The organism is Bordetella parapertussis (assembly GCF_020735925.1).
Classification (GTDB): Bacteria; Pseudomonadota; Gammaproteobacteria; order Burkholderiales; family Burkholderiaceae_B; genus Bordetella; species Bordetella pertussis.
Window position 1 is genome coordinate 1 of record NZ_CP085971.1, and the last position, 14,579, is coordinate 14,579.

Sequence of the window (14,579 nt, forward strand, 5' to 3'; positions counted from 1 at the left end):
TCGCCCCGAATCCATGCAGAGAGACCGCTTTCGCCTATGCATCAACCCGTACTGCCCGCCTTCCTGATCGCCCGCTGGCTGCTGTTGCTGGTCTTGCTGGCCGGCATCTATTTCCTCAGCGGCTTCCTGGTGCCGGCGCTGGCGGCGCTGATCATCGGCCTGGCGACCTGGCCCCTGTTCCAGCGCCTGGTGCGCGCATTCGGCGGGCGCACCACGCTGGCCGCCACCCTGGCCCTGGTGGCCGTCATCGTGATCCTGGTGGTGCCGCTGTCGCTGGCGCTGTCGTACGCCATCAAGGAGGCCGGCAACTTCTTCGCCTGGGCGCTGGCGGCCAACAAGCACGGCGTGGACGTGCCGGCCTGGATCATGTCGCTGCCCATGGTGGGAGAGCGCCTGGCCGAGTACTGGCGCACCTACCTGGGTGAGCCCCACGCCCTGGGCGCCCTGGTCGAGATCGTCAGCGGCGAGCACCTGGGCAACATCTACCGCATGGTGCTGTCGGCCACGGGCAATGCCTTCCAGCTGCTGCTGACCGTGCTGTTCATGCTGATCACCCTGTTCTTCGTCTACAAGGACGGCACCCGCATGGTGGGCCAGCTCGACATCCTGGGCGAGCGCGTCCTGCCGGCGCGCTGGCAGCGCTTCTCGCGCGTGGTGCCGGCCACGGTCAGCTCCACCGTGACGGGCATGTGCCTGATCGCCCTGGGCGAGGGGGTCGTGCTCGGCCTGGCCTATTGGGTGGCCGGCGTGCCCTCGCCGGTGCTGCTGGGGGTCATCACCGGGTTCATGGCGCTGGTGCCGGGCGGCGCGCCGCTGTCGTTCACGCTGGTGTCGCTGTACCTGGTCGGCTCGGGCCACCTGGTGGCCGGCATCGGCCTGTTCGTCTGGGGCACGGTCGAACTGTTCATCGTCGACAAGACCCTGCGGCCCCGCCTGGTGGGCGGGCCGGTCAAGCTGCCGTTCCTGCCGACCTTCTTCGGGCTGGTCGGCGGCGTCAAGACCATGGGCATTGTCGGGCTGTTCGTCGGCCCGGTGCTGATGGCGCTGCTGGTGGCGATCTGGCGCGAGTGGGTGCGCAATGTCGAGCGCGAGCGCGACCAGTCGATCCTGAACCCCGAGGGCGAGGAACCGGCGGCCTGACGGCGCCCGGCAAAGGAGTATGCTTGCAGGGCGCGCGGCCAAGGGTTGAGCCGCGCGCATCCAATCTGCCAGTCAAGAGGTTCGGGATGTCCGCCGCATTGGTCGCACAGCAGGTCGCTACGCTGCGTGAGCAGGGTTTCGTGGTCGTGCGCAATTTTGCTTCCCCGCCGGTGCGCCAGGCGCTGCGGGAATTGGCCTTGCAACACCTGGCGCAGACCGTGGACCCGGTCGAGTACGAGGCCGATCTCAAATACCCGGGCGCGCCCAGCTCGCGCCTGGCCGCCGGCGGCCAGACGGTACGCCGGCTGCTCGACGCCTACGGGCGCGACCAGCGTTTTCGCGACTGGGCCACGCAGGCGGCCATCGGCGCCTTCCTGCGCGCCTATTTCCAGGACACGCCGGTGCTTTCCACGGTGCACCACAACTGCATCATGACCAAGCATCCGGCCTTCGGCAGCCTGACCGGCTGGCACCAGGATATCCGTTACTGGTCATTCAGCGACGACGACCTGGTGTCCTGTTGGCTGGCGCTGGGCGACGAGCGGGTCGACAACGGCGGGCTGTATTTCGTGCCCGGTTCGCACACGGCGTCGTTCATGCCCGAACAGTACGACGCACGGAAGTTCTTCCGCGACGACCTGCCGCAGAACCAGGAATGGATAGGCCGGGCCGTCTGCCCGGAACTGCAGGCGGGCGACGTGGTGTTCTTCCATTGCCGCACCTTGCATGCGGCGCGCCAGAACGCCACCGATACGGTCAAACTGTCGCTGGTGCACACCTACCATCCGGCCAGCTGCCACCCGCTGCCCGGTACGCGCTCGGCCGGCTCGCCCGGCGTGCCGCTGCCTTGAGGTCCGGCCACGCGCGGCGCCCTGCGCCGCCTGGCCATGTCGGACGCACGCCAGGGGGGCGCACGGCGGCGCGGCGCTACGCTACACTGGCCGCGCTGTTTCGTCCGCGAGCGCTTGCCCCATGATCAGACTGCGCAATTTCCTGCGCCGCATCGGCCGCTACTTCCCGCCCAATTGGTGGCTGGCGGCGCTGGTTGCCATCGACGGCTATCTGTTCGTGCGCCCCGTGCTCGGGCGCGCGGTCGATTACCCCATGGACTACTGGCTGTCGTTCGACAGCTGGCGCGATGCGATGGACGCCGTCGGGCTGCTGCAGATCCCGCGCGTCATCCTCGGCGCCGGCCTGCTGCTGATGGCGGCCGGGCTGGTGCTCAAGGCGCGTATCGCCTGGGCTTTCTCGCTGGTGTTGCTGGGCGCCATCGGCGTGGTGGCCGGGTGGGATGGCGGGCATGGCCTGCTGCTGGCCTACACGGGCGTGCTGATCGCGGCGCTGGTGTGCTTCTGGCGCCGCTTCGATCGCGCCAGCCTGGCGGCCGGCAGCCTGTTCGCCGTGATCAGCATCACGTCGCTGCTGATCTACGCCGTGTTCGGCACGCTCTACCTGGGCGCCGAGTTCTCGCCCAAGGTCGAGAGCCTCGCCACCGCGTTCTATTTCTCCATCGTGTCGATGTCCACCGTGGGCTATGGCGATATCACTCCGCAGACGACCGCCGCGCGGCTGTTCGCGGCCTCGATCATCATCCTGGGCATCACGGTGTTCGCCACGTCGATCAGCGCCATCGCCGGGCCGGTGATCGGCGGCAATCTCAAACGGCTGGTCCGAGGACGGATATCCCACGCCATGCGCAAACATCACATCATCATCGCCGGCGCCACGCCGCTGGCGCAAAGCGTCTACGCCGGCATGCGCGAACGCGGCAACAACGTCACCGTCGTGGTCGCCCCGGGCATCGCGCACAATTATCCGGAGGATGCCGACCTGGTGACCGGCGATCCCTCCAACACCGCCGTGCTGGCCGAGGCCGGCGCCGCCCATGCGCGCTATGTGCTGGCGCTGCGCGACGACGACGCCGACAACGCCTTCATCGTGCTGGCCGCCAAGGAAGTGGCCGGCCCGGACACCAAGACGGTGGCGGTGGCCAATACCGCCATGCACCTGGCCAAGATCCGCCGGGTACAGCCCGACATGGCGTTCTCGCTGCAGCTGCTGGGCGCCGAGCTGCTGGCCCGCACGCTCAGCGGCGAGACCATCGACAACGCGTTGATCACCGATCTGTTCTTCACCAAGGCCACGCCTTCCAGCGCGGCCTAGCCGCGCTTCACGCCAGCGCCACGGCTTCCACTTCCACCTTGAAGCCGTAATGCAGCGGCCCGGTGGGCACCACCGCGCGAGCCGGGCGCGCCGCGCCCGCCCATTCGGCGTAAATGGCGTCGAAGGCCGGCCAGTTCTCCACGCTGTCCACGTACACGCGCACCTGGACCAGGCGGTCGATGCCGCTGCCGGCCGCCGCCAGCGCGGCCGCCACGTTGTCCAGCACCTGGCGCGCCTGCGCCTCGAAGGGCGCGTCGGCCAGCTTGGTCCCGTCGGGGCCGATCGGCAACTGCCCGGACACGTACACCATGCCGTTGGCCACGCAGGCATGGCTGTAGTGGCCGCCCGGCCGGGCCAGGGTGTCGGGCGCAAGATAGCGGGCAGGGGCGGTCGAGGCAGGCATGGACGGCTTTCCAGAAAATGGGGGCAGGCCCGACTATAAACCGCGGGCGGCGCGGCGGCCTTCAGCCCCGCTGCACCTATCGTTCAACCGGGATTAAGGCGGGCGGACACTTTCGCCGGCGCCGCGCCTTGCGTTACAACAGGCATATCGCGACCCGCAAGGAGCACCCATGGCTTACGACCTCTGGTACTGGGACGGCATACCCGGCCGTGGCGAGTTCGTGCGGCTGGCGCTGGAGGCGGGCAAGATCCCGTATCGCGACCGCGCCCGCGAGCCCGGCGAAGACATGCTGGACGACATGCGGCGCCGGCGCGACACGCCGCCGTTTGCGCCGCCCTACCTGGTCGCCGATGGCATGACCATCGCACAGACGGCCAATATCCTGCTGTTCCTGGGCGTGGAGCATGGCCTGGCGCCGCCGGACCGCGCCGGCCGCCTGTGGGTCAACCAGCTGCAGCTCACCATTGCGGACCTGACGGCCGAAGCGCACGACGTGCACCATCCGGTCGCCGCCGGCCTCTACTACGAAGACCAGCAGGACGTGGCGCTGCGCCGGGCCGCCGATTTCCGCGAGACGCGCATGCCGAAGTTCATGCAGTATTTCGAGCAGGCGCTGGACAGGCCGGGCGGCTGGCTCACCGACATGGGCCGCTGGAGCTACGCCGACCTGTCGCTGTATCACGTGGTCGAAGGCCTGCTGCATGCCTTTCCGCGGCGCATGCGCACCCTGGTGCACCGCTATCCGCGGCTGATGGCGCTGCATGCGCGCGTGGCCGAATTGCCGGAATTGCGCGGCTACCTGGCCAGCGACCGCCGGCTGCCCTTTGGCGACGGCATTTTCCGCCACTATCCCGAACTCGACGGCGCCTGACCGGGCGCGCCGCGCGCCCGCAATCCCCGCCATGCGCGGCGTCGAAGGGGGGGGGTGTCAATTCTTGTTGCGTTTCAACTCATCTTGTCGTGTGTTGCGGCAAGCCCCGGATAGAATTGCGTCCGCGCAATATTCGGAGGGCTTGCCATGAGGTATTTCCTGATCCTGGTGGGGGCCGCTGTGGTGGCCTATCTATTGGCGCGCGGCATCGCCGCCGTGCTGGCCGATAGAAAGGCCCGGAAAACCCAACGGAGAGAAATCGAGTGATCCCGCGTAACGCCAAACTTGCCGCCGGCGCCGGCGTGCTGTTTGTATTGATTCTGATGCTGGCCTTCAGCTCGTGGTTCCAGGTGGACCAGGGCGAACGCGGCGTGGTGCTGCGCAACGGCAAGCTGGTGCGCGTTTCCGAGCCCGGGCTCGATTTCAAGACTCCCTTCATCGATTCGGTCAGCACCGTGTCGGTGCGGGATCACACTTTCATCTTCGAGAACCTCGAAGCCTATAGCTATGACCAGCAGCCCGCCACGCTGCGCGTGTCGGTGACCTACCGGGTGCCGGCCGAGCACGTGGCCGAGCTGTACGCCGAGTACGGCACGATCAGCAACCTGCAGATGCGCGTGCTGGAGCGCAAGACGCCCGACGCGGTCAAGAATGTGTTCGGCCGCTACACCGCGGTGCGCGCCATCCAGGAGCGCCAGAAGCTGGGCGTGGACGTGAATGCGGCGGTGCTCTCGGCCATGGACGGCGCGCCGGTGCAGATCGTCGGCGTGCAGGTCGAGGAAGTGGGTTTCTCGAAGGCGTATGAGCATTCGATCGAACAGCGCATGCTGGCGCAGGTGCAGATCGAGACCACCCGCCAGCAGAAAGAGACGGCCATGATCACCGCCGAGATCCAGGTGGTCAAGGCCAAGGCCGAAGCCGATGCGCGCCGCCAGCAGTTCACCGCCGAAGCCGACGGCATCCGCCTGCGCGGCGAGGCCGAGGCCGCCTCGATCCGCGCCAAGGCCGAGGCGCTGGCCGCCAATACCAACCTGGTCAGCCTGAACGCCGTGGAAAAATGGGACGGCGTGCTGCCGGCCACGCAAGTGCCGGGCGCGGCCCTGCCGTTCATCGGCATCAAGTAGCCAGGCAAGCGCACCCTTGTGAAAAACCCCGCCGGCGCAGGCCTGGCGGGGTTTTTCGTGGGTGGACGCGGCGGCTCAGGCCTGGGTCTGGTCCTTGGTGGGCGCCCCGGGGGCGTTGGACTTGACCGACGCGATGCCGTTGTCGCGCGCCTGGGTGGTCTTGTACATTTCGCTGCGTCCGATCGACTGCCCATTGGTCGCCGTCAGCGAAAAATAGGGCGAACCGTCCTTGGCCGTCAGCCGCTGGTAACGCGCGTCATCGGGCGCGTTCTTCTGCACCGACGCGATGCCATCCTGCGCCGACGCCTTGCTGGTGTAGCGTTCGCTGGTCAGGATGATTTCGTGATTGCCCGCGTGCAGATTGAACATGTACTGCGTACCGCTCGCCTTGAGTACAAAGTAGCCGCTCATGGATATTCTCCGCATGATGGAAGGATGAGGGTGTGACTACGGGGTGTGACTACGCTGGGTACGGCGCTGCGCCGGCGAAAACGGCGGCGCGCGTCGAGCATAGCGTATTGCGCGGCGGGCAGCCAGGCGGGCGCGGGCCGCTACCAGCCGTGCGCGCGCTCCCAGGCCTGCAATCCGCCGTCGGCTTCCAGCGCATGGTATTGCGGGAACTGCGCTCCGGTGGCGCAGGCATGGTTGGGCAGGATGCGCAGCCGCATGCCCACCGGAAAGCGCGTCGTCACATCCTCGCCGGCCGGCCCGCCGGCCATGATGCCGTGTTCCTGGTTGGCGCCGATCAGCGTATAACCCGCCAGCGGCGCGCCATCCGCCGTGCAGACCTGGCCATAGCCGAAATCCTGCTTTTGCTTCTGCGTGCCGCGGTCGCGGCTCATCGCCATCCAGCCCGCGTCCACGATGACCCAGCCCTTGTCGGCCTGGTGTCCGATCACGGTGGCCAGCACGCTGAGCGCCAGCTCGTCGACGCGGCACACGCCGATGTTGTGCATCACCAGGTCGAAGAACACGTAGACGCCGGCGCGCACTTCGGTAACGCCCTGCAGCTGCGCGGCCGACAGGGCTGTCGGCGTCGAGCCGACGCTGACCACCGGGCACGGCAGGCCGGCGGCGCGCAGGCGCTCGGCGGCGCGTACGCAGCCCGCGCGTTCCTGCTCGGCCATGGCGGCCAGGGCTTCGGGGGTATCCAGATCGTAGCTGGAGCCGGCGTGCGTCATCACGCCGCCCAACCGCATGCCGCCTTCATGCAGCGCGGCGCCCACCGCCAGCAGCGCCGCTTCTTCCGGCTTGATGCCGGAGCGGTGGCCGTCGGTGTCGATCTCTATCCACACTTCGAACACTTCGTCGTGGGCGCGGCCGAAATCGGCAATGGTGCGGGCCGACTCGGCGTTGTCGGTAATGATCTTGAGGTCGCAGCCGCGCCGGCGCAGCGCCAGCGCCGCCGGCAGGCGATGTTCGGCCATGCCCACGGCATACAGGATGTCGGCGATGCCGGCGGCGAAGAACTGTTCGGCTTCCTTCAGCGTCGACACGGTGACGCCGCGCGCGCCGGCGGCCAGCTGCGCCAGCGCCACCGGCGTGCACTTGCTGGTCTTGACGTGCGGGCGCAGGCTTACGCCCAGTCCGTTCATGCGGTCCTGCATGCGGGCGATGTTGTGCTGCATGCGCGCCACGTCGACGATGGCGGCGGGGGCGTGTCGAGGGTATCGAGCGGGTGGGCGTGGGTAGTGGTCATGGTGTGCGGATGGATCGGAAATTCGGGTCAGCGGACGGCAGGCCGGAACGCCTGCAGCCAGGGCAGCGCGGCGGCCAGCGTCGCGGATTGCAGCTCGGGTTCGGGCGCGCCTTGCGGGCGGGCCAGGCCAAGGCGGTTGTGCCAGCATGTGCGCAGTCCCACCGCGGCGGTGCCGAACAGGTCGTGGCCGGAGCCGGCCACGAAGGCGGCGTCGCCGGCCGGCACCTGCAGCGCCTGCAGGGCCATGCGGTACGGGCGCGGGTCGGGTTTGTAGAAGCCGGCTTCCTCCGCCGTGACGACCGCGTCCCAGTCGACGCCCAGCAGGCCGGCGGCCTGGTGGCCCAGGTCGCGCGAACAGTTGGTCACCACCGCCAGCTTGCAATGCGGGCGCAGCGCCCGCAGCAGCGAGCGGGCGTCATCCCAGACGGGCAGTTCATGCCAGTTGGCCTCCAGGGCGGCGGGCGCGCCGTCGGGCAGGCCGGTGGCGCGCGCGGCGTCGCGCACCAGTTGCCCGTAGGGAACATAGCGTCCGCAGCCGTAGGCCAGGCGCAGGTACTCGGCGCGCCAGGCGCGGCCGGCGGGCTCCGAACCCGCGGCGGCGTTCCATGCCGTCCATGAATCGAGCAGGCCTGTCAGCAGGTCGAACAGGACGGCGCGCGGATAGCCCGTTGGCGTGGCGATGGACATGGATCGCTCCAGGTGGGGAATGTCTCGACTATAGGACAGCCCGCCACCTGCGTGATTTAATGATTCTTCATCAATCGTTAAGCAGAACTGAATGCTCCGAATCGAGGACCTGCAACTGGCCGCGGCGCTGGCGCAGGCGCCGTCGCTCAGCGCCGCGGCGCGCGCGCTGAATGTGACGCCGCCGGCGCTGTCGATGCGGCTGCGCAAGCTGGAGGCCGGCCTGGGCCTGGCGCTGGCGGTGCGCAGCGCGCGCCGTCTCAGCCTGACGCCCGAAGGCGAGCGCCTGGCCCGCGAGGCCGCCGCCCTGCTGGCGCAATTGCAGGCGCTGCCCGAATCGCTGCGGCGCGACGACAGCCGCCTGACCGGCACGCTGCGGGTCGCCGCGCCGTTCGGCTATGGCCGCCGGCATATTGCGCCGGTGCTGGCGCGGCTGGCGCAGCGCCATCCGGAGTTGCGCGTGCAGCTCGATCTGCGCGAAACGCCCTGGCCCGATCACCAGGACGCCGACGCCGTCGTGCACATCGGCGCGGTGCGCGATTCCTCGTGGGTGACGCGCCGGCTGGCCGACAACGAGCGCTGGCTGTGCGCCAGCCCGCAGTATCTGCAAGACCACGGCATGCCGCGCGAACCGCGCGACCTGCTCCATCATCGCTGCATCTGCATCCGCGAAAACGACGAGGACGCCAGCCTGTGGCGTTTCCGCCGCGCCGATGCCGGCGCAGCGGGCCGCAAGGCGGCCGAGACCGTGCGCATCGCGCCCGCCTACGTATCCAACGATGGCAACGTGGCGCGCGCCTGGGCCGAGCAGGGGCTGGGCCTGGTGGTGCGCTCGCAATGGGACGCCGAAGGCGCGGTGGCGCGCGGCGCGCTGGTGCGCGTCATGCCGCAATGGCAATTGGACAGCGCGCCCGTCATGCTGCTGGTGCCCGGCCGCAAGGGCCGCAGCGCCCGCGTCAAGGCGCTGCTCGAATGCTTCGACGAACAGGCGGGGCACGCATGAGCGGCAAGTTCGAAGGCGTGCGGCCCGCATCCGAATCCTCGATAGAGATCAGCTTCGTCTACCAGGGCAAGACTTGCGTGCGGCGCCTGCGCATGAAGCCCACCGCCGCCAACCTCAAGCGCGCGGCCGAGCAACGTGCCGCCATTGTCGAGGCCATCGCGCTCGGGGAGCATGGCGGCGAGCAAGCGTGAAGAAAAAGTAAAAATTTAATTCATCATTTTTCTGCGTACTGACTTCACGGCCACCATCGGTTGCAAGGCTGCGCGAGAGCGCTCGTGTCAATTGTTGGCAATAGGCTTCCATGGATTTGGTGTATTCGATACCCGGATACGGGAAACGTGGGGCTCTGTTCATATGTCATTGCCCGTGATACCTTGGTTTGCATGCGGTGCTCTTTGTGGAAGGCATGTGTAGAACGTAACGTCATCTCGTCTCCAAATGTAGTTCCTGAAAACCATGTTGCCTGGGTGTAACAAGGATTTCGAATTTGGGAGGTAAAGATATGCCGCAGCGTAGCCAACCTTTCAATTCCTATACCGGTCATTCGGGAGTGCGTGGTCATGGTGTGGCGCCGACCGTGTTGGTTCTGGCGCTGGGCTTTCATGGCACGGCGGCGTGGGCCGACTGTCAAACCGTGGGCAGCGCGGTTACCTGTGACGCGAGCAGTCCGAACCCCTACACCGGCACGGTGGGAAGCGGAGCGAGCAGCGGCAATCTGACCATTACCGTGGGGCCGGGCGCACGGATCGAATCCGGCAATGCGCATGCCATCAGCGTGGGCACGGGAAACACCATTTCGCTGGACGGCAATGCGCAGGTGAGCAATTCCGTGACGACGGGCGGGCCGGGCAACTACAACGCCGGGCTCAACACCATCGAATTCGAGCATACCAATACGCTGATGATTGGCGCTGACGTGCGCGTTGCCGCTGAAGGCACGGATCCGGCGGCGCACGCCATCGCATTTACCGGTCGCACCAACGTGGTCACCAATTACGGCACGGTATCGTCGGCCAGCGGCGCGGCAATCTGGAACCAACTTGAAGACAACTTTGTCAGCAACACCATCTACAACTATGGCGTGATCGAGACGACGGCCAACGGCGGCGATGCGGTCGTGATCGGCAGCGCTACCGGCAACGGTGCTACCGATAGGGGCATGACCCTCTATAACTATGCCGGTGGGCGCATTACGGGCAACGTGGTGCTGGGCGAAGGTGACGACACCGTCAGGTTGGAGGCCGGGTCGACGCTGACGGGATCCCTGGACGGCGGGGCGGCGGGCACCGATGTGCTGTACCTGGAAGGTACGAGCGGATCGGGCGAGTTGACCCAGGATATAAGCAATTTCGACGAAATCAACAAAATCGAGAGCGGGGCGACATGGACGCTGTCCGGGTCGCTTGGCGCAAATAGCTCGGGGAAGGCCACGGTCGTCAATGCCTACAACGGCGAACTGATTGTCACCGGCGACAACAGCGCGGCCGCGGCGGGCAGCGCGATGACGGTCTGGGGAGGCGCGCGCCTGCAGGTCAATACGACCAGCGCCATGGCGGCGATTCAGTCCAACGGCAGCGGCGTAGCGGCCTTTTCCCAGCAAACCGACGGTACCTATGCGGGGGTGCTGAGCGGCGGCGGAAATTTTGCCAAGGAAGGTGCGGGGTCGCTGACATTGACGGGCGTCAATACCTACACTGGCGCCCTGCAGCTGAAGGAGGGCAAGGTCATCGTCTCGGCGGCTGAGAACCTGGGTGCGGCCAACTCCAGGCTGGAGTTCGATGGCGGCACGTTGAACACGACCTCGGATATGACGAGCGCACGCCGTACGACCATCGATGCGGGAGGCGGTACGTTCGAGGTGGCAAGCGGCACGACGCTGAACTGGACGGGCCGAATGCTCGGCAACGGTACGCTGGTCAAAGAAGGGGCGGGAACGCTGGCCCTTTCCGGGTTTAACGCTCACGGCGGCACGGTCGTCAATGCCGGCACAGTGCAGATCTCGAACGACTACGGACTTGGCAATGGCGCGTTGACGCTCAACAACAGCCGTCTGGCCAGCACGGCCGACATCTATGCGGAAGCCGCGGCTACCGTGAACGGCAACGGTACGTTCGACACCGCGAACGGGACAACCCTGCAATGGATGGGCGACATAGGCGGCGCCGGCGCGCTGGTCAAGACCGGCGCCGGTACGCTGCTGCTCGGGGGCGACAGCCTGTACGCCGGAGGCACGGTGGTCAATGCCGGCACGGTGCAAGTGTTCAAGGACGCGAGCCTGGGGGGCGGCGCGTTGACATTGAATAATGCGAGTCTGGCAAGTCTGGGCTCTTTTTCGACGGCCCGCGCGGCCACGCTGACGGGCAACGGCACCTTCGATACGACTGTCGGGACGACGCTGGGCTGGACGGGCGACATAGGAGGCGCCGGCGCGCTGGTCAAGACCGGCCAGGGCACGCTGGTGCTCGGTGGCGACAACCAGTATGCGGGCGGCACGACGGTCAATGCCGGCACGGTGCAGGTTGCGCGCGACGCCAACCTGGGGGGCGTGGCTGGCACGGTGGCGCTCAATGGCGGCACGCTGGCGGCATCGGCGAGTTTTTCGAGCGCTCGCGGCGTGACCATCGGAGCGGGCAACGGGGCGATGTCGGTGGCCAGCGGCGCGAGCCTGGACTGGCAGGGCCTGATCGATGGTACGGGCGCCCTGGCCAAGGAGGGGGCGGGCACGCTGGTGCTGGGTAACGACAACCAGTATGCGGGCGGCACGGTGGTCAACGCCGGCACGGTGCAGGTTGCGCGCGATGCGAACCTGGGTGCCGCGGCCGGCGCGGTGGCGCTCAATGGCGGCACGCTGGCGGCATCGGCGGGTTTTTCGAGCGCTCGCGGCGTGACCATCGGCGCCGGCAACGGGGCGATGTCGGTGGCCAGCGGCGCGAGCCTGGACTGGCAGGGCCTGATCGGCGGCACGGGCGCCTTGATCAAGGAAGGCGCGGGCACGCTGGTGCTGGGTAACGACAACCAGTACGCGGCCGGTACGGTGGTCAATGCCGGCACGGTGCAGGTTTCGCGCGACGCCAACCTGGGCGCCGCGGCCGGTACGGTGGCGCTCAATGATGCGCGCCTGGCGAGCACGGGTACGTTCTCGACGGCGCGCGCGGCCACGCTGACGGGCAACGGCACCTTCGACACGGCCGACGGCACGACGCTGGGCTGGGCGGGCGACATCGGCGGCGCCGGCGCGCTGGTCAAGACGGGCCAGGGCACGCTGGTGCTGGATGGCGACAACCAGTATGGCGGCGGCACGACGGTCAATGCCGGCACGGTGCAGGTTTCGCGCGACGCCAACCTGGGTGCCGGGGCCGGCGCGGTGGCGCTCAACGATGCGCGCCTGGCGAGCACGGGTACGTTCTCGACGGCGCGGGCGGCCACGCTGACGGGCAACGGCACCTTCGATACGGCTGACGGCACGGCGCTGGGCTGGACGGGCGACATCGGCGGCGCCGGCGCGCTGGTCAAGGAAGGCCTGGGCACCCTGGTGCTGGATGGCGACAACCAGTATGGCGGCGGCACGACGGTCAATGCCGGCACGGTGCAGGTCGCGCGCGACGCAAACCTGGGCGCGGCAGGCGGCGCGGTGCGGCTGCAAGGCGCCACGCTGGCCAGCACGGGCAGCTTTGCCTCGGCGCGCGCGCTCACGCTGGGTGCGGCCGGCGGCACCTTCGCCACGCTGGGCGCGACGACGCTGGGCTGGGATGCGGCCATCGACGGCGCGGGCGGACTGACCAAGACCGGCGCCGGCGATCTGGTTCTTTCGCAGGCCAACACCTATGCCGGGCCGACCTTGATCAAGGAAGGCCGGCTGGCCGTCAATGGCAGTATCGCCAGTCCCGTGACCATCGATCCTGGCGGGGTGCTGGGCGGCACGGGCCGGGTCCTGGGGGCGGTGGCCAATAGCGGCACGGTGGCGCCGGGCAATTCCATCGGAACCCTGACCATCGTGGGCAACTACGCGGGCACCGGCGGGCAGTTGGAAATGGAGGCGCAGCTTGGCGGCGATGCTTCGCCGGCCGATCGGCTGGTCATCGATGGTGGCGCTGCCACTGGCAGGACCGATGTGGTAGTTATCAATCAGGGCGGCCTGGGCGGGCAGACCGACCAGGGTATCCCGCTGGTCGTGGCGCGCAATGGCGCGACGACGACGGCGGACGCCTTCAGCCTGGCATCGCCTGTGGCCGCGGGCGCCTATGAGTACAAACTGCTGCGCGGCACGCCCGATGGCGCGGCAGCCAATGCACAGAACTGGTATCTGCGTTCGGGGCTGCTGGTGCCGCCGGCTGAAGTGCCCGGCGGTGGACCCGGCGGCGCGCCCGAGCCGGAATTCATTCCGTTCTATCGGCCGGAGGTGGCGCTGTACGCTGGCGCACCGATGCTGATGCGGGCCGTCGGCCTGCAGGCGTTGGGCACGTATCACGAACGTACCGGCGAGCAGGGCCTGATGACGCGGGACGATCCCGACCCCGTGCGGCGCGGCGCGTGGACACGCGCTTTTGGACGGACGTTCGAGCGCTCGGGTAGCGGCGATGTGGATCCGCGCTTCGACGGACACGTGGCGGGCTTGCAGGCCGGCGTTGATCTCTACGCCCGCCGCTCGGACCAGGGCCATGCCGATCTGGCCGGGGTTTTCGGCGGATACGCGAACGCGCGCGGACACATGGACGGTTTCGCGCGGGGAGAAACCGGTGCCTATGCCGGCAAGCCGGACCTCAATGCCTACTACATCGGTGGCTACTGGACGCACATTGGACCGAGCGGCTGGTACGTGGACGCGGTGCTGGCCGGTACGCGCTACGAGCAAAAGGCCAAATCGAGCAACGACCTGCGCACCGAGGCCAAGGGCTGGGGCGTGACCGCGTCGGTGGAGGCGGGCTATCCGGTGCCCATCGGCGAGAAATGGCATATCGAGCCGCAGGCGCAATTGGTGTACCAGCGCCTGACCGTGTCCAACGGCGAGGACGATGTGTCGTCGGTGTCGTACCGCACCCCCGACAGCGTGACGGCGCGCCTGGGCGCGCGCCTGTCGGGTCAGTACGCGTACAACACGACGCAACTGCGGCCGTTCATGGAAGTCTCCCTGCTGCGCGACTTCGCGGGTACCGACACGGTGACGTTTTCCGGCATCGACCGGATCGACTCGCGGTACCAGGCAACGGCCGTGGACTTGACGGCGGGCCTGGTGGCGCAGGTCCGCAAGGACGTGGGCCTGTGGGGGCAGGTGGGCTACGGAAAATCGATCGGCGGCGGCGACGGCAGCGATCGAGGCTGGGCCGCCAGCCTGGGGCTGCGCATCGAATACTAGGCGGCGCCGGCAAGCGCGGGACGCACGCGCGTCCCGTCCGGCATTCCGATCTTCCCGGGGCGTGGGCACGCCGCTTGCTGGGGCGTGGGCGCACAGGCCGATCGCTTGCATGGCAAGCGGTACGAGTGCGCCTTTTTAC

Annotated in this window: 12 protein-coding genes; 8 read left to right on the forward strand and 4 right to left on the reverse strand. The window is 68.1% G+C overall.

All coding sequences use genetic code 11. The features are described from left to right. Nucleotides 1-36: 36 nt before the first annotated feature. The 3 genes from LK409_RS00005 (at nucleotide 37) to kch (ending at nucleotide 3,303) form a co-directional block, all read left to right on the forward strand. Nucleotides 37-1,140: an AI-2E family transporter gene (locus LK409_RS00005; protein WP_003807735.1), complete on the forward strand. Its 1,104-nt coding sequence runs from the start codon at nucleotides 37-39 to the stop codon at nucleotides 1,138-1,140. Nucleotides 1,141-1,226: 86 nt separating this feature from the next. Beyond that, nucleotides 1,227-1,991, forward strand: a complete 765-nt coding sequence (locus LK409_RS00010; RefSeq protein ID WP_010927476.1) for a phytanoyl-CoA dioxygenase family protein — start codon at nucleotides 1,227-1,229, stop codon at nucleotides 1,989-1,991. Between the two features lie 121 nt (nucleotides 1,992-2,112). Beyond that, nucleotides 2,113-3,303, forward strand: a complete 1,191-nt coding sequence (gene kch, locus LK409_RS00015; RefSeq protein WP_010927477.1) for a voltage-gated potassium channel protein — start codon at nucleotides 2,113-2,115, stop codon at nucleotides 3,301-3,303. A 7-nt stretch (nucleotides 3,304-3,310) separates the two neighbouring features. Here the strand turns inward: kch and LK409_RS00020 are convergent, their stop codons facing one another. After that, nucleotides 3,311-3,706 (reverse strand): RidA family protein, encoded by a 396-nt coding sequence (locus LK409_RS00020; protein ID WP_003807740.1) that lies wholly within the window; start codon nucleotides 3,704-3,706, stop codon nucleotides 3,311-3,313. Nucleotides 3,707-3,875: 169 nt separating this feature from the next. On the opposite strand from LK409_RS00020, the gene LK409_RS00025 reads away from it, so the two are divergent. Next, nucleotides 3,876-4,577 carry a glutathione S-transferase gene (locus LK409_RS00025; RefSeq protein ID WP_003807741.1) on the forward strand — a complete coding sequence of 234 codons (702 nt, stop codon included), beginning with the start codon at nucleotides 3,876-3,878 and terminating at the stop codon, nucleotides 4,575-4,577. 263 nt (nucleotides 4,578-4,840) lie between these two features. Beyond that, nucleotides 4,841-5,701: a prohibitin family protein gene (locus LK409_RS00030; protein WP_003807742.1), complete on the forward strand. Its 861-nt coding sequence runs from the start codon at nucleotides 4,841-4,843 to the stop codon at nucleotides 5,699-5,701. A 75-nt stretch (nucleotides 5,702-5,776) separates the two neighbouring features. Here the strand turns inward: LK409_RS00030 and LK409_RS00035 are convergent, their stop codons facing one another. From LK409_RS00035 to LK409_RS00045, 3 genes are all read right to left on the reverse strand, one after another. Further along, the gene (locus tag LK409_RS00035; protein ID WP_003807743.1) at nucleotides 5,777-6,112 is read right to left on the reverse strand and encodes a YegP family protein; all 336 of its coding nucleotides are present in this window, start codon (nucleotides 6,110-6,112) and stop codon (nucleotides 5,777-5,779) included. 140 nt (nucleotides 6,113-6,252) lie between these two features. After that, complete coding sequence (locus tag LK409_RS00040) at nucleotides 6,253-7,329, reverse strand: alanine racemase (RefSeq protein WP_049788746.1); 1,077 nt, start codon at nucleotides 7,327-7,329, stop codon at nucleotides 6,253-6,255. Between the two features lie 98 nt (nucleotides 7,330-7,427). Continuing rightward, nucleotides 7,428-8,087: an HAD-IA family hydrolase gene (locus LK409_RS00045; protein ID WP_003819124.1), complete on the reverse strand. Its 660-nt coding sequence runs from the start codon at nucleotides 8,085-8,087 to the stop codon at nucleotides 7,428-7,430. A gap of 91 nt (nucleotides 8,088-8,178) precedes the next feature. On the opposite strand from LK409_RS00045, the gene LK409_RS00050 reads away from it, so the two are divergent. The 3 genes from LK409_RS00050 (at nucleotide 8,179) to LK409_RS00060 (ending at nucleotide 14,440) form a co-directional block, all read left to right on the forward strand. Further along, on the forward strand, nucleotides 8,179-9,087 hold the full coding sequence (locus LK409_RS00050; RefSeq protein WP_003807746.1) for a LysR family transcriptional regulator: 909 nt from the start codon (nucleotides 8,179-8,181) through the stop codon (nucleotides 9,085-9,087). Beyond that, entirely contained in the window at nucleotides 9,084-9,278 is a 195-nt protein-coding gene (locus LK409_RS00055; protein WP_010927480.1) for an Arm DNA-binding domain-containing protein, read from the forward strand. Before LK409_RS00050 ends, LK409_RS00055 begins: the two co-directional genes overlap by 4 nt. Before the next feature lie 311 nt (nucleotides 9,279-9,589). After that, entirely contained in the window at nucleotides 9,590-14,440 is a 4,851-nt protein-coding gene (locus LK409_RS00060) for an autotransporter outer membrane beta-barrel domain-containing protein (RefSeq protein ID WP_010927481.1), read from the forward strand. Nucleotides 14,441-14,579: the final 139 nt, after the last annotated feature.

Bases quoted from the DNA above. Each gene is read 5' to 3' on its own strand.
- LK409_RS00005 (WP_003807735.1), top strand. From the start codon at position 37: ATGCATCAACCCGTACTGCCCGCCTTCCTGATCGCCCGCTGGCTGCTG.
- LK409_RS00010 (WP_010927476.1), top strand. From the start codon at position 1,227: ATGTCCGCCGCATTGGTCGCACAGCAGGTCGCTACGCTGCGTGAGCAG.
- kch (WP_010927477.1), top strand. From the start codon at position 2,113: ATGATCAGACTGCGCAATTTCCTGCGCCGCATCGGCCGCTACTTCCCG.
- LK409_RS00020 (WP_003807740.1), bottom strand. From the start codon at position 3,706: ATGCCTGCCTCGACCGCCCCTGCCCGCTATCTTGCGCCCGACACCCTG.
- LK409_RS00025 (WP_003807741.1), top strand. From the start codon at position 3,876: ATGGCTTACGACCTCTGGTACTGGGACGGCATACCCGGCCGTGGCGAG.
- LK409_RS00035 (WP_003807743.1), bottom strand. From the start codon at position 6,112: ATGAGCGGCTACTTTGTACTCAAGGCGAGCGGTACGCAGTACATGTTC.
- LK409_RS00040 (WP_049788746.1), bottom strand. From the start codon at position 7,329: ATGCAGCACAACATCGCCCGCATGCAGGACCGCATGAACGGACTGGGC.
- LK409_RS00045 (WP_003819124.1), bottom strand. From the start codon at position 8,087: ATGTCCATCGCCACGCCAACGGGCTATCCGCGCGCCGTCCTGTTCGAC.
- LK409_RS00050 (WP_003807746.1), top strand. From the start codon at position 8,179: ATGCTCCGAATCGAGGACCTGCAACTGGCCGCGGCGCTGGCGCAGGCG.
- LK409_RS00055 (WP_010927480.1), top strand. From the start codon at position 9,084: ATGAGCGGCAAGTTCGAAGGCGTGCGGCCCGCATCCGAATCCTCGATA.
- LK409_RS00060 (WP_010927481.1), top strand. From the start codon at position 9,590: ATGCCGCAGCGTAGCCAACCTTTCAATTCCTATACCGGTCATTCGGGA.